16 protein-coding genes are annotated in these 14044 nt (G+C 32.0%); 6 read left to right on the top strand and 10 right to left on the bottom strand.

Features of this window, described 5'->3' with window-relative positions:
* Positions 1-7 precede the first annotated feature (7 nt).
* Positions 8-736, bottom strand: coding sequence for an NnrU family protein (locus HA141_RS00790; RefSeq protein WP_209116285.1), 729 nt, complete (start codon positions 734-736; stop codon positions 8-10).
* Positions 737-818: 82 nt separating this feature from the next.
* On the opposite strand from HA141_RS00790, the gene HA141_RS00785 reads away from it, so the two are divergent.
* Positions 819-1763: a LysR family transcriptional regulator gene (locus HA141_RS00785; protein WP_209116284.1), complete on the top strand. Its 945-nt coding sequence runs from the start codon at positions 819-821 to the stop codon at positions 1761-1763.
* 6 nt (positions 1764-1769) lie between these two features.
* Here the strand turns inward: HA141_RS00785 and HA141_RS00780 are convergent, their stop codons facing one another.
* Entirely contained in the window at positions 1770-2393 is a 624-nt protein-coding gene (locus tag HA141_RS00780; RefSeq protein WP_209116283.1) for a DUF3172 domain-containing protein, read from the bottom strand.
* On the bottom strand, positions 2390-2737 hold the full coding sequence (gene ndhM / locus HA141_RS00775) for an NAD(P)H-quinone oxidoreductase subunit M (protein WP_209116282.1): 348 nt from the start codon (positions 2735-2737) through the stop codon (positions 2390-2392). The genes HA141_RS00780 and ndhM overlap by 4 nt, the downstream gene beginning before the upstream one ends.
* Positions 2738-2827: 90 nt before the next feature.
* On the opposite strand from ndhM, the gene pds reads away from it, so the two are divergent.
* Positions 2828-4225, top strand: coding sequence for a 15-cis-phytoene desaturase (gene pds, locus HA141_RS00770; protein WP_209116281.1), 1398 nt, complete (start codon positions 2828-2830; stop codon positions 4223-4225).
* A gap of 39 nt (positions 4226-4264) precedes the next feature.
* Positions 4265-5173, top strand: a complete 909-nt coding sequence (locus tag HA141_RS00765) for a phytoene synthase (RefSeq protein ID WP_209116280.1) — start codon at positions 4265-4267, stop codon at positions 5171-5173.
* Here HA141_RS00765 and HA141_RS00760 read toward each other — a convergent pair whose 3' ends face one another.
* Both HA141_RS00760 and HA141_RS00755 read right to left on the bottom strand, forming a co-directional pair.
* Positions 5174-5593 (bottom strand): RNA recognition motif domain-containing protein, encoded by a 420-nt coding sequence (locus HA141_RS00760; protein WP_209116279.1) that lies wholly within the window; start codon positions 5591-5593, stop codon positions 5174-5176. It lies immediately after the preceding gene.
* A 57-nt stretch (positions 5594-5650) separates the two neighbouring features.
* Complete coding sequence (locus HA141_RS00755) at positions 5651-6868, bottom strand: CCA tRNA nucleotidyltransferase (RefSeq protein WP_209116278.1); 1218 nt, start codon at positions 6866-6868, stop codon at positions 5651-5653.
* Between the two features lie 14 nt (positions 6869-6882).
* Here HA141_RS00755 and HA141_RS00750 point away from each other — a divergent pair, with 14 nt between their 5' ends.
* Together HA141_RS00750 and HA141_RS00745 are read left to right on the top strand one after the other, a co-directional pair.
* Positions 6883-7134 carry a Ycf34 family protein gene (locus HA141_RS00750; protein ID WP_209116277.1) on the top strand — a complete coding sequence of 84 codons (252 nt, stop codon included), beginning with the start codon at positions 6883-6885 and terminating at the stop codon, positions 7132-7134.
* A gap of 9 nt (positions 7135-7143) precedes the next feature.
* Positions 7144-7797 carry a molecular chaperone gene (locus HA141_RS00745; RefSeq protein WP_209116276.1) on the top strand — a complete coding sequence of 218 codons (654 nt, stop codon included), beginning with the start codon at positions 7144-7146 and terminating at the stop codon, positions 7795-7797.
* Between the two features lie 4 nt (positions 7798-7801).
* Here HA141_RS00745 and HA141_RS00740 read toward each other — a convergent pair whose 3' ends face one another.
* From HA141_RS00740 to rpaB, 5 genes are read right to left on the bottom strand one after another with little or no spacing between them, the layout of a single operon-like run.
* On the bottom strand, positions 7802-8422 hold the full coding sequence (locus tag HA141_RS00740; protein ID WP_209116275.1) for a lysophospholipid acyltransferase family protein: 621 nt from the start codon (positions 8420-8422) through the stop codon (positions 7802-7804).
* Positions 8423-8427: 5 nt separating this feature from the next.
* On the bottom strand, positions 8428-9324 hold the full coding sequence (gene fabD / locus HA141_RS00735) for an ACP S-malonyltransferase (RefSeq protein ID WP_209116274.1): 897 nt from the start codon (positions 9322-9324) through the stop codon (positions 8428-8430).
* A gap of 18 nt (positions 9325-9342) precedes the next feature.
* On the bottom strand, positions 9343-10350 hold the full coding sequence (locus HA141_RS00730) for a beta-ketoacyl-ACP synthase III (protein ID WP_209116273.1): 1008 nt from the start codon (positions 10348-10350) through the stop codon (positions 9343-9345).
* A gap of 54 nt (positions 10351-10404) precedes the next feature.
* The gene (gene plsX / locus HA141_RS00725; protein WP_209116272.1) at positions 10405-11823 is read right to left on the bottom strand and encodes a phosphate acyltransferase PlsX; all 1419 of its coding nucleotides are present in this window, start codon (positions 11821-11823) and stop codon (positions 10405-10407) included.
* Entirely contained in the window at positions 11824-12570 is a 747-nt protein-coding gene (gene rpaB / locus HA141_RS00720; RefSeq protein ID WP_025892447.1) for a response regulator transcription factor RpaB, read from the bottom strand.
* 107 nt (positions 12571-12677) lie between these two features.
* Between rpaB and radA the strand changes: the two genes are divergently transcribed.
* A complete protein-coding gene (radA, locus tag HA141_RS00715) occupies positions 12678-14039 on the top strand; it encodes a DNA repair protein RadA (protein ID WP_209116271.1) in 1362 nt (453 codons plus the stop codon).
* Positions 14040-14044 lie beyond the last annotated feature (5 nt).

Here is a 14044-nt window from a genome sequence, read left to right as displayed (position 1 = left end):
TAAACTGTCAATTGAAAAATTCCGACAAAAATGATGAATTAAATGTTTTAACAGCAATATTTATATACTGATGAGACCACCAAAGTACTCCTATTGCAATAAATATTCCAAGTTGAGATATTCTAAAAAACTCTTTAATCTTAAATTTTTGTCTGCCTTCAAATATTGCTACAAAGGGAATTATGGAAGTATTTTGTTTAAACTTTTCAAATTCATCTCCAAATCTATAGGCTAATCTTTTATCCCCATGCCAGATAGCAAAAAGATGATGCATTATTAACCCAATAGAAGTTATTAATGTAAAAGATGTGCCAATCCATAGAGTATGAGCAAAACACCAAATTATCTGACCAAATGCTTGGGGATGCCGTGTAATTCTCATTATCCCGGTTCCATAAATTCGCACTTTAGGTTTTAACACTGACGGGATCTCAAGAAGATTATAAGTAGCAGGATATAAAAATAAAAAACTTATCGCAGTTAGAAACCAAACTATTACAAAAACAAAATTATTACTCTGCAAATTCCATAATCTGATTCCGTCATATCTGTGAGCCAAAAAATAACTAATTAATACTATTGCAGATGGCAAACTAAAAAAAACAAAGCATAACCTCCATATTCTTGGTCCCATAAAAGATTCTGCTTTAATTCTTAAAGCTGCTCCCCCACTATGAATTACTGCAAAAATAAAAATCAGGGTTAATATTATTAAAGAAGTTTTATGAGTTTCCATAAAATTTGATTATCCAAAAAATTTGATTCTTAACAAGAATGCTTCTTAGTACTAGAATTATAAATAATTGTAGGGATAATGGATGCCCGAATTACCATTTACTCTAGACCAATTAAGAATATTAAAAGCAATAGCAGCTCAAGGAAGTTTTAAGAAAGCTGCAGATTTATTGTACGTAACCCAACCTGCTGTAAGTTTGCAAATACAAAATCTGGAAAAACAACTTGAAATCACAATTTTTGATAGAGGGGGCAGAAAAGCTCTTTTAACAGAAGCAGGCAGACTACTCCTTGAATACTGTGAACGGATCTTGAATCAGTGTGACGAAGCTTGTAAAGCTATTGAAGATTTAAATAGTTTAAAAGGTGGAACCCTTGTTATTGGAGCGAGTCAAACCACAGGAACTTATCTAATGCCTAGAATGATAGGATTATTTAGACAAAAATATCCTGAAGTATCTGTTCAACTTCAAGTTCACAGTACTAGAAGAACTGGCTGGAGTGTTGCCAATGGACAAATTGATTTAGCAATTATTGGTGGACAATTACCTGGAGATTTAGAAAATCTGCTACAAGTGATTCCATATGCGACAGATGAATTAGCACTTGTTTTGCCTTCTAAACACCCACTTTCAAATAAAAAAGAACTTTTAAAAGAAGATTTATACAAATTAAATTTTGTAACATTAGATTCTCAATCTACAACGAGAAAAGTTGTCGATAAACTTCTACAAGACTCCGGACTTGAAATTCAAAGATTAAAAATTGAGATGGAGCTAAACTCACTTGAAGCAATCAAGAATGCAGTTCAATCGGGTTTAGGGGCTTCCTTTTTACCAGTTGTTTCAATTGAAAGAGAATTAGCAGCTGGAACAATCCACAAAGCATTTATAGCTGACCTAGAGGTCAAAAGAGAGCTTAAATTAATTACTAATCCATCAAGGTATACATCAAGAGCATCAGAGGTCTTCAAGAAAAATATTCTGCCGCAATTCGCTAGTTTGGATAGCCCATTGAGGAAAATATAAATCTAATCAGAACTGAATAGCTTCTTTGTTAATACCAACTCCACCATCTTCGGCCTGACCATCGCCTTTTATTATGAATTTATTTTCATTTACATCAGTCTGATAAACACATTTAACTATAGGCTTGTCTCTTATAGAGCCAATATAAGCAAAAGTATTCATTCTTTGCTTACATTCTCTTACATCTTCATTACTAATAGCTCCCTGTTTTTGTAAAACTGTCCAATTCTCTCTTCTAATTACACAACCCGGCTGAAGAGCTGGTTGCGTTACAAAACTGGTGGATGGATTAAGAGTTGTATACATTTCAACATCAATTACAAAAGCACTGGCTCCCCATTGTCTACAAAATTCAGGGTCTGGTACAGCCATATCTAATTGTTGTTGACTAGCTATATTTCCCTGTCCACCATCTGTTGTACTGGTAATAGCGCTTCCAATACCAACTCCTAAAATTAATACCCCCGCAAGTACAGCAATGGTCCCTGTACTAAAATTAATCTTTTGATCAGAAGAAGCAGGCAACCTACTATTTCTTTGACCAAAAGAATCAATATCTCTCGGATTTGAAGAATAATAATTTTTATTTGAGCCTCTCCTCGGCCTTCTATTTGACGGTGATCTGTTCACAGTACTTCATTTGTTTTTGGTAAACCCATTGAATAGTTCATTACTCTACAATCAGGATTATAAGTGAGTTGGCCATTTTGAAGCAAAAATTTAATTAAGCCTTCAATTTCTGATCCTATTTTCCGAAGTTCATAATCATCTAAATCCTTTCCGGCTCTCTCGTTTATTAGTTCATTAAATTTATTATTTATTTTGGCCAAAGAATCTTCGTTCCAAATAAATTCGTTATCAGGATCTAAATCAAGAGTAAGTTTGTTGGGGTGAAATTTTAATTCTTTGTCAACTACTTCGGCTGTAAAAATTCTTACATGACGAGTAGTTGATTTTATAAGCATTTTTTCCATAATTTTGAGAAATAATCAACGAAACAAGCTATTATGTTCTAACTTTAATGTAGCTTATTAGTAAGTGTTAATTTATTTCTTGATTTAAGAATGCGTGTAGTAATTGCTGGAGCAGGTTTAGCAGGTTTATCTTGTGCCAAATATCTCGTTGATAATGGGCATATTCCAATTGTACTTGAAGCTAGAGATGTTCTAGGGGGGAAAGTTGCAGCATGGAAAGATGAAGATGGAGATTGGTATGAAACTGGTTTACATATATTTTTTGGAGCCTACCCCAATATGTTGCAACTATTTAAAGAATTAGATATTGAAGATAGACTTCAATGGAAAAGTCATTCAATGATATTTAATCAGCCATCCGAGCCCGGCACCTACAGTAGATTTGACTTTCCCGATATTCCAGCTCCCGTAAATGGAGTATCAGCCATTCTTAGCAATAATGATATGCTTTCATGGAATGAAAAGATTCTTTTTGGTCTAGGTTTAGTTCCTGCAATGTTGAGAGGCCAAAAGTACTTAGATAAATGTGATACCAAATCATGGACAGATTGGCTCAAAGAACACAATATTCCAGAAAGAGTAAATGATGAAGTTTTTATAGCCATGAGTAAAGCTTTAAATTTTATTGGGCCCGATGAAATATCCTCTACAGTTTTATTAACAGCGCTAAATAGATTTCTGCAAGAAAAAAATGGTTCAAAAATGGCATTCCTTGACGGTGCTCCTCCAGAAAGACTTTGCCAACCAATGGTTGATTATATTACTGATCGTGGTGGGGAGGTTCACATGAATAGCCCATTAAGACAAATAAACCTTAATGAAGATAGTACTGTTAAAAGTTTTACAATTGCCTCTTTAAATGAAAACGAAAAAAAAGAGCTCACTGCTGATGCTTATGTTAGTGCAATGCCAGTAGATATATTTAAATTGATGATCCCCAAGCAATGGAAAGGTCTAGATGCTTTTTCTAAATTAGATGGTTTAAATGGTGTACCAGTAATTAATATTCACTTATGGTTTGACAAAAAATTAACAGATATTGACCATTTACTATTTAGCAGATCACCACTTCTCAGTGTTTATGCAGATATGAGTATCACATGTAAAGAATATGAAGATCCAAATAGATCAATGCTTGAATTAGTCTTCGCACCAGCAAAAGATTGGATAGATAAGAGTGATCAAGACATTGTTGATGCAACTATGGAAGAACTTAAAAAATTATTTCCAGCACATTTCATGGGTGATGAAAAGACAAAATTAAGAAAATATAAAGTAGTTAAAACTCCAAGATCTGTATACAAAGCTGTTCCCGGATGCCAAGAGTTCAGACCTAGTCAAAAATCTCCCATAAAAAACTTTTTCTTAACTGGTGATTATACAATGCAAAAATATTTAGCCTCTATGGAAGGAGCTGTTTTAAGTGGTAAATTATGCGCGGAATCAATTAATAATGAGTATTCCAAAACCACTCAAAATGTTTCTTAATAACATTTAATAAAAATTCCCAAAATTCAGCTAAACTTTTTGAAAAATTCAATTACTCAACTAGATAAAGCATATGAAATATGCCGTAAGGAAACTCAACTATGGGCTAAAACCTTTTACTTAGGTACTCTTCTACTACCACTAGAAAAAAGAAAAGCTATATGGGCTATTTATGTATGGTGCAGGAGAACAGATGAAATAATGGATAGCGAAGAAGCATCAATTAAATCGCAAGATGAGCTTTCAGATAATTTAGATGCATGGGAAGAAAATACGAAAAATGTATTTAAAGGGAAAATTAAATCTGAATTAGATTCAGTTTTATTAGATACCATTGAAAAATATCCTCAAAGTATTGAACCTTATTTAGATATGATAGAAGGTCAAAGAATGGATCTTAATAAATTTAGATACAAAGATTTTGATGAATTAAAACTTTATTGTTACCGAGTAGCAGGGACTGTAGGTTTAATGACTCAGAATGTAATGGGAATTGATAGCGCTTATACATCAGCTCCTTGGAGTGCAAAGCCAGACCCCTCAGAAGCAGCAATAGCTTTAGGAATAGCCAATCAATTAACAAATATTTTGAGAGATGTTGGAGAAGATAGACAAAGAGGTAGGATTTATATTCCACAAGATGAAATCAAAAAATTTAATTATTCTGAAGCAGAACTTTTAGAAGGCGCAATCAACAATCAGTGGAGGGCGCTGATGAATTTTCAGTTAATAAGGGCACGAGATTGGTTCCAAAAGTCTGAAGATGGGATTAAGTGGTTATCTTCTGACGCAAGGTGGCCCGTTTGGACATCTTTACGGCTCTATAGAGGAATATTAGATTCTATTGAAAAGCTAGATTATGATGTCTTTAATAACAGAGCTTTTGTAAAAAATTCAGTCAAAGCTTTTGAGATCCCAATATCTTTTTTAATTTCTCGAATTAAATAATTAAGCAGGCGTCTTTTGATTAGCCAACAAATCTTTTAATTTGGATAGTTCTCCAGCCCATCTTGGATCGGGAGCCTCAAGATTAGGTGCATCACTATGCACAATTTTCTTGAAATCTTTCCTCTTCTTATTCTTGTTTAAGTTTCCGCTATTTCTTTTATTTGATGCAGAATCTTTCTTTTCTGATAATTCGACTCTTAGTTTGGAACCATTAAATTCAAAACCATTTAATTTTTGAATTAATAAATTAGCATTCTCTTCATTATTTGCTGTTGCGAAACCAAACCCTCTGCATTCCTTAGTTTCCTTATCTAAAACTGCTTTAAATCTAATCGAATCAGAAATTGATTTCAAAAGTGTATCAAATTCTTTTGAATTAAATCCTTGTGGTAAGTTGCCAATGTAAATACGAATACTCATAAATTTTAAAAATGGTTTTGAAGTCTGAACTTTTAAACAAAACTAAGCTATGTGTATTTAATCACATTTTGGCGCATTTTGTTCAATCCATTGCTTTGCTTTATAAATAGCTTCATCAAAATTATTTAATCTTTTAAATGCAAGCTCCTTTGAAAGATACTCTAAAAGCTCTCCTAAGATAGGACCATTATCTATTTTCAAATTTTTTTTAATTACATCACCATTAATTAAATTTGAGGGATGAAATAATTTATCTTCTTTATTACGCCATCTGTTTAGCCAATCGAAGTGCAGATTTTGAGGTAAATAAAAAATAAAAGATGGAAGAAACATTTCTAATTCTTGATGTAATTTAAATCTATCTATTTCATTTAACTGATTGATATTTTTGTTCTTCAAAAAAAGGTGCCATTTTCGAAGTAACTTTATTTTTTTTATCTCAGCTTTACTAAATTTAAGTTTCTCTAGATATTCAACATTTAAAATTTGGGAAATAAAAAATAATGGTAAAAAATTGTTTTTTTCTTCCTGATTCAGTTCTTCATAATTAATTTTCTTTAAATCCAAAAAAAAAGAATTTTCATATAAATTTGCAGGGCCAAATATATTAATTTTTCTTATCAAAATAGCCGCATAAAGAGCATTTGCCCCATGTACTATTTTCTGTATTTCATAATTAATCCTCTCTTCAGCAACAAGAAATAATTTCCCTTTATTTTTTTTAATAAACGTAATTAAATTAAGATCAATTTTAAAATTGAATTCTGAAACAAATCGAAAACATCTTAATATTCGTAAAGGATCATTTAATAAATTTATTTCAGAATTTGTTCTTAGTATAGAATCCTCTATATCTTTAATGCCATTTAATGGATCAAATAAACACCTCTTATCAAATAAAAAAGCAATTGAATTAATCGAAAAGTCCCTAGAGCACAAATCTCCTTCAATCGTAGATGAAACCTGATTAGCAATATCTATATATATATGATTAAGAATAATTCTAATTACTTCTCTTTTTTCATCTAAAATTATAAATTTTGATCCAATATTTTCTGCAATCTTTTTCCCAATTTCAATTGCATTTGAAGGTACCACAATATCAACATCTACCTCTTCATTATCTCTTCCCAAAATAATATCCCTTATGTATCCACCTACCAAATATGATCCTTTAGGTAAAAAACCTAATATAGAATTCAAATTATGTAATTTTATACTTGTTTCTAATTCATCAATTATTAGTGTATGATCATTGGGAATGCTTCTTTTCATTTTATTTATTAATTATGTGCATTTGCATCAACTGTAAATGGGTTGATAGATGTATCACATATCATGATGTTGAGAATAATCATGGTGTTGATCATATTTGTGATCTACCTGATTTTAAAGCAAAAAAACCATTCATTCATGTCAATATTTTCAAAGATAATAATGGTGATTATAAAACTGATTGGGATGTTCAATCTTGTGAAAGTTTTGAGAACGAATTTGGAAAATGGTCTAAGTGTAATCCAGGCATGGAATTACCTGCTTAAAGGTAATAGATGACAAATCAACTCAACCAAAAAGAAAATTACATTACATTAGTGATTCATAGCACAGACAATTCTTTTGGCTTTGGGTATAGAAAAAATAATAACCTTGAATCTGATGAATTATTTATCAAGAAATTTGATAATGACCTTTGCAACAATTTAGTTCATGATCTTAACAAATTCATTTCTCAAGAAAAATTACAAAAAGTAAATAAGGTATCTGTCAGCCTAGGGCCAGCAAATTTTAATGCTTCACGACTTATTGTAGTTTTAGCAAGAACTATCTCACAACAAATAAATTGTCCTCTAGACAGTTTTAGTTCATTTGAAATAATGGCAAAAAGAATTGCATCAAAAAATAATATCTTTACAAAAAAACAATCATTCTGGATTTACAAAAAATTAAAACGAAAGGGTTTTATTGCAGGTAAATATGATATTTGTCATAACAAAAAAACCTCCTCCGATCTAGTCATTCGAGAAACTGTTTTACCAAAAGTTGTTAAAGAGCTTGAAAGTAAAGAACTGTTTTTTGAGGCTATTTATGATGATAAAAAAGATTTAAAAGAACTATTAGATTTATCAAATAAAGGTTTATTAAATACAAATGTAAATTCTTGGCAAAAAGTTTTACCGCTTTACCCTATTTCTCCTATTAACTAAGTATTCATCCAATCAAATTATTAATTTGATCTTGAAGTTGAATTGTTACAGAATTTAGATCATCTCTTGATGAACTTTGTGGAGGTTGGACAGGTTTTGCCACCTTAATAACTATTTTTGTAAATAAAGGAATAAAAAATTTAAATCTTATTAGTTTATGTGAATTAACTATTGCAACAGGCAATAATAATTTTTGATTTTTAAAAGCTAATAATGCTGCACCTTGTTTGGGCTTATTAACTCGACCATTTTTTTGACGCGTGCCATCAATAAAAATTCCAATACAATTATCATTTGATAATTTTTTACATGCTGTTTTAATAGTATTTTTATCAGCAATTCCTCTTTTTACAGGATATGCTCCACAAGCCTTGATAATAAAGCCAAGAAAAGGAATATCAAAAAGCTCTGCCTTAGCCATAAAAGATATATTACGTCCAAGGGCATGGCCTAACAAAGGAGGATCAAGTAAAGAACCATGATTAGAAACCATTATAAAAGAATCTTTTTGCGGAATGTTGTCTCTACCTATTAAATGACCTTTAAATACAAATTTGTAAATTGGTAATACAAAAAGCTTGCTAACTAATTGATAGATTAATTTTTGAAAAATATCATTCTTCATATGAATTAATAAGATATTTGATCAGAAAATGAAACTTGAGAAATTTTTACATCTTTAAGATGTCTTTTTGCTAAACCGCTAAGTACATTAGAAGGGCCAATTTCAACAATATGAAGATCACTTTTGTTTGCCATTAAGTCCATAGTTTCTCGCCACCTAACACCATTACACATTTGCTTTTCTAATCTAATTTTAAGCTCGTTTGGATCGCTGCAAAGCGAAGGTTCACAATTGCTTATGACTGGAAAAGAGGGATTATTAAACTTAATCCGTTTCAAATACTCAGAAAATTTCGATGAAGGTTCATTCATAAATGGTGAATGAAATGCACCTGAAACGTTTAATTTCAAGAATCTTTTACAAGAAATTTCTCTCGATAAATTGTCTAATGCTTCAGTAGATCCTGATAAGACAACTTGGGAAGAGCTATTATCATTAGCAATTACAATATCATCAATTTTTTGTACTAATAGATCAAGTTGATTTCTATCAAAACCAATTACTGCTGCCATAGATCCTTTTCCAGCATTGACCATTAATTCAGACCTTTCTTTGATTAGTGAAACACAATCTTCGAATGAAAAAACATCTGCACAATATAGTGCAGTGATTTCTCCTAAACTATGCCCAGCAACATAATTTGGTTTAAATCCATTATCTTTTAATGCATCTAATAAAATCGATTCAACTAAAAAAAGACAAATTTGTGTATTTCTTGTGTTATTTAAATCAATAAGAGGATTTGTTGGTTCAGAACTTAACTCACAAATTTCAAATAAATTTCTTTCAAATATCTCAGAAGCATAATGAAACCTATCTTTTGAGTTTGGCAAATTTTCAATTTTTTTTGCCATTCCAATTTTTTGCGAACCCTGTCCAGGGAATACCCATGCAACTGTCATAATTTTCCTATTTTGTTTTTAACCCCATTTAAATAGGGCTGCACCCCAACTTAACCCGGCACCAAAACCACTTGATGCAATAATATCATTTTGTTTAATTCTATTATCTCTAATAGCCTCATCCATCATTATTGGAATTGTTGCTGCCGATGTATTTCCATATTTTTCTAAATTGCTGAGAATCTTTTCTTTAGAAATTTTCAACCTGTCTCCTACAGAATCCAAGATTCTTTGATTAGCTTGGTGCAATATAAGCCAATCAACTTTATCAGAACTAAAGTTTGTTGTTCTAAATAATTTTTCAAGAATTATTGGTACTTCTCTAACTGCAAATTTATAAACTTCCTGACCGTTCATCTGAATTGAAGAAAAACCTCCACTTAAAAAATCAATGTTATCAACTATTGAATCCTTATTATTTTTTGATGGAAGATTAAGAAAAGAACCCCTTTCTCCATCAGTTCTCATATCAAAACCAATGAAATTGTCGAATAAATTTGTGGCTTCAATTGCTAATGCACCCGCGCCATCTCCAAAGAGAATACAACTTCTTCTATCATTCCAATCAACAAAGCTTGATAACTGATCTGCCCCTATAACAATAGCCCTTTTAAAACTACCTCCTTTTAAGTATTGTGTAGCCGTTACTAAAGAGAATAAAAAACCACTACATGCTGCAGTTAAATCAAAAGCTACAGCGTTCTCAGCCCCCAATTTAGCCTGAATAGATGGCGCAGAACCAAATAAATCATTAGGAGTAGAAGTAGCCAAAATAATCAAGTCAATCGTTTCAATATCCCAATTTGCCATTTTTATAGCATTAAGTGCCGCTACATAACCCATTTCAGTAACATTTTCTTTTAAGTTAGAAATTCTTCTCTCAGAGATGCCAGTTCTAGATTTTATCCATTCATCACTTGTATCTACCTTTTGACTGATTTTTTGATTGGTTAGTATTTGATCGGGTACATAACTTCCACTTCCTTTAAATGAGACTCCGATCTGGTTAAACTTTATTTCTTCCAAAAGAGTTGTTTTAGTTACTTATATAAGTCAAACATAAATTTGATGCATTATGTTTTATGAATTTAAAACTTGAAGCTTTTGAAGTTGATTTAAATTTTCCATCACGTTATGATTCACTGCAGAATGAGCCAAACGAAGGGCGCTTACGACTGATAAAGACTTACTGCTTCCATGGCCGATCACACAAATACCGTTTACACCAAGTAATAAGGCACCCCCATGTTCTGCATGATCTAATCTTTTCTTTATTCTTAATAGATTACTTTTTAAAAAAGCTGAACCAACTTTTCCTCGCCTTCCTCTTGGAAGCTCAGATCTTAAAATATCTAATAAGACACCACCTACAGACTCAAGAAATTTTAATAATATATTTCCGGTAAAACCATCACAAACGACTACATCAAAACTACCTGACAATACATCTCGACCTTCACAATTACCTCCAAAATCAAAACTTTTTTCATTAGATAATAGTTCAAATGTTTTAAGAGATAAATCATTACCTTTGCATTCTTCTTCTCCAATATTTAAAAGACCAATTCTTGGTTTCCTTACTTGAAGAACATCTTTTGCATAAATATTACCTAGGAGAGCAAACTGATGAAGATAAGAGGGTTTACAATCCGTATTTGCACCAACATCTAGAACTAATACAGGGCGAGTTTGATCCTTTGTAGGAAATAATGCGCCTATGGCAGGTCTATCAATTCCTTTCAATCTTCCAATTCTAAATATGGCAGAAGCCATCATTGCTCCCGAATTGCCAGCTGAGTAAACAGCTTGGGCTTTATTATTTCTTACTAAATCCATTGCAACATTTATACTTGCATTTTTCTTTTTTCTAACTGCAGTAGCTTCTTCATTCATTCCTACAGGATCTCCACTATCAATTAATTCAAGACGATTATTTTCTATTTCTTTTTCAAGTAATTCAATTAAACCGAGTTCTTCTGCTGATTTTTTAACTTTATCAATTTTGCCAACAAACTTAATGTTTATCGGAAATCTGCAGATCGCTTCGAGGCAACCCTCGAGTATTGGCCCCGGAGCATAATCGCCACCCATACCATCAACTGCAATCCAAATTCTTTTAGATTGAGATTCCTCTTCCTTATCTAAAATATTATCATTGTTTTGCAGCCTTTTTAAAGGGTCAAATACTAATGGCTGTAATGTATTCTTAGCTATTGAACTAGCATTTAACACTACGCTACTAGCAGTATTTACAACAGATTCAGCGCTTGAAACTACATTACCAGCAACGTTACCAGCAACATTACTTGCAACATTGCCAGCTGTGCTTACAACAGATCCGGCACCGGAAACTACATTACCAGCAACATTACTAGCCGTTGCTGCCGAACTAGTAGCAGTATCTACTAAAGAAGTCACAGCAGAATTTCTTTTATACCAAATAACTAATCTTCTAATAGCTCTGGATTTGTTAATTTTTTGCGCTGATTCTTTCCCCATTTATTTACCATCAAAAGGAGCTATATCTACAATCCGTTGAAAAAGATATCCTGTACCCCGTGCTGTCAATATTAATTCAGGATTTGCTGGATCAGCCTCTAGTTTGGATCTTAATCTTGAAATATGAACATCTACGACTCTTGTATCTACATGTCTCTCAGGAGTATATCCCCAAACTTCTTTCAGAATCTCTCCTCTACTAAATGGCTCTCCTGACCTACTTACCAAAAGTTCTAAGAGACTAAATTCCATACCAGTCAATCTAATTCTCTCATCACTTTTAAAAACTTGTCTTCGATTTGTATCAATTTTTATATCCGTAACCAAAATTAATCCTGAATTAGGCATACCAGGAATTTGCTCTTTGTCGATTCTTCTAAGAACGCACCTAATTCTTGCTTCTAACTCCTTTGGGCTAAATGGTTTTACTACATAATCATCAGCACCTAATTCTAACCCTGTTATCCTATCTGCAACATCTCCTAATGCAGTTAACATAACAATTGGTACATCAGAATCTTTCCTTAATTCTTGACAAACTCCATAACCATCTAACTTTGGCATCATGACATCAAGAACTACTAAATCAGGTTCGTAATCCTTAAATAACTTTAGTGCTTCTTTACCATCACTTGCAGTTACAACTTTGTAGCCAATCATGGAGAGACGCGTCTCCAAAATTCTTCTAATACTTGCTTCGTCATCTGCGACAAGTATTGTTTCTTTAGTTTGACTAGATAAAGCCATTTGTTTCTATTAGCTAATCAGTAAGAGAATTTATTATTAACCTAATCTAACTTGTAGAGGGGCAATATCCCAAACATTCTAGTTCTTTTACTTTATTCAGAAACTTAATGTCTAGCAAATTATCGACTTTTATATGTCAAAATTGCGGATCTGAAACTTCTCAATACTTTGGTAGATGCCTTAATTGCAACTCATGGAATTCCATTGTTGAAGAAATAAAAAGTAAAAGATCTAGATACAAAGAAATAAAAGATATAAAAGATAGTAAAAAATCCATACTTTTTAATGAGATTTCATCCAAAAAAATATCTAGATTTACAAGTGGTTTTAGTGAATTTGATCGAGTTTTAGGAGGTGGAATAGTACCTGGATCTGTTGTTTTACTAGGAGGAGAACCAGGTATAGGTAAAAGCACAATAGTTCTTCAATCAGCAGGAAAAATATCTGTAAATGAGAGTGTTTTATACATAACTGCGGAAGAATCTTTAGAACAAGTAAAAATTAGGTGGGAAAGGTTGAACCAAAAAAGTATTGATTTAAAAATTTTTGCAGAAACCAATTTATCTATAATTATTGAAGAGATCAAACGCGTAAATCCAAGATTCGCAATTATTGATAGTATTCAAGCGATCTATAGTCATGAGATGCAAAGTTCGCCAGGATCGGTTTCTCAAGTTAGAGCATGTTCATCTGAATTACAAAATCTCGCCAAAGACAATAATATTGCACTTCTAATAATTGGCCATGTAACCAAAGATGGTGCTTTAGCTGGTCCAAAAACTCTGGAGCATTTAGTTGATACAGTAATAAACTTTGAAGGAGATAATATTTCTTCACATAGATTACTTAGAAGTATAAAAAATCGATTTGGATCAACCTTTGAAATTGGAATTTTTGAAATGCTTGAAGAGGGCTTACGAGAGATAAAAAACCCAAGTTCAATTTTTACAAATAAAGAAAATATTGCAGGTGTAACCACTACGATTACAAATGAAGGCACTCGACCATTAGCAGTTGATATACAAGCACTAGTAAATAAAACTTTCTACAGTAATCCAAGAAGAACTACAACTGGAATAAGCGTAAATAGATTGCATCAAATATTAGCTGTTATTGAAAAGCACGTAGGTATAAAATTATCTGAATTTGATTGTTATATAGCTACTGGTGGGGGGTTTGAAATTAATGATCCTTCATCTGACTTAGGTGTAGCAATATCAATTTTATCAAGTTTGAAAAATATTCCTCCTTTGGCAAGTAGCTCATTTATTGGGGAATTAGGTTTAAGTGGTCAGGTTAGAAAATCTAATAACCTTCGAACAAAAATAGAAGAAGCTGTAAGACTAGGAATAAAAAATATAGTAGTGCCAAAATTAGAGGAGGAACTAAATAATAATTTTCAAAATTTAATAAATATCAAAGAGATTTCCGATATTAAAGAAGCAGTTGACTATTCTTTATCAGAGTAAAAATA

Source organism: Prochlorococcus marinus XMU1402 (genome assembly GCF_017696205.1).
Lineage (GTDB): Bacteria > Cyanobacteriota > Cyanobacteriia > PCC-6307 > Cyanobiaceae > Prochlorococcus_A > Prochlorococcus_A marinus_AC.
The sequence above is the reverse complement of the archived record's forward strand: the minus strand, read 5'-3'. Positions and strand labels throughout refer to the sequence as shown.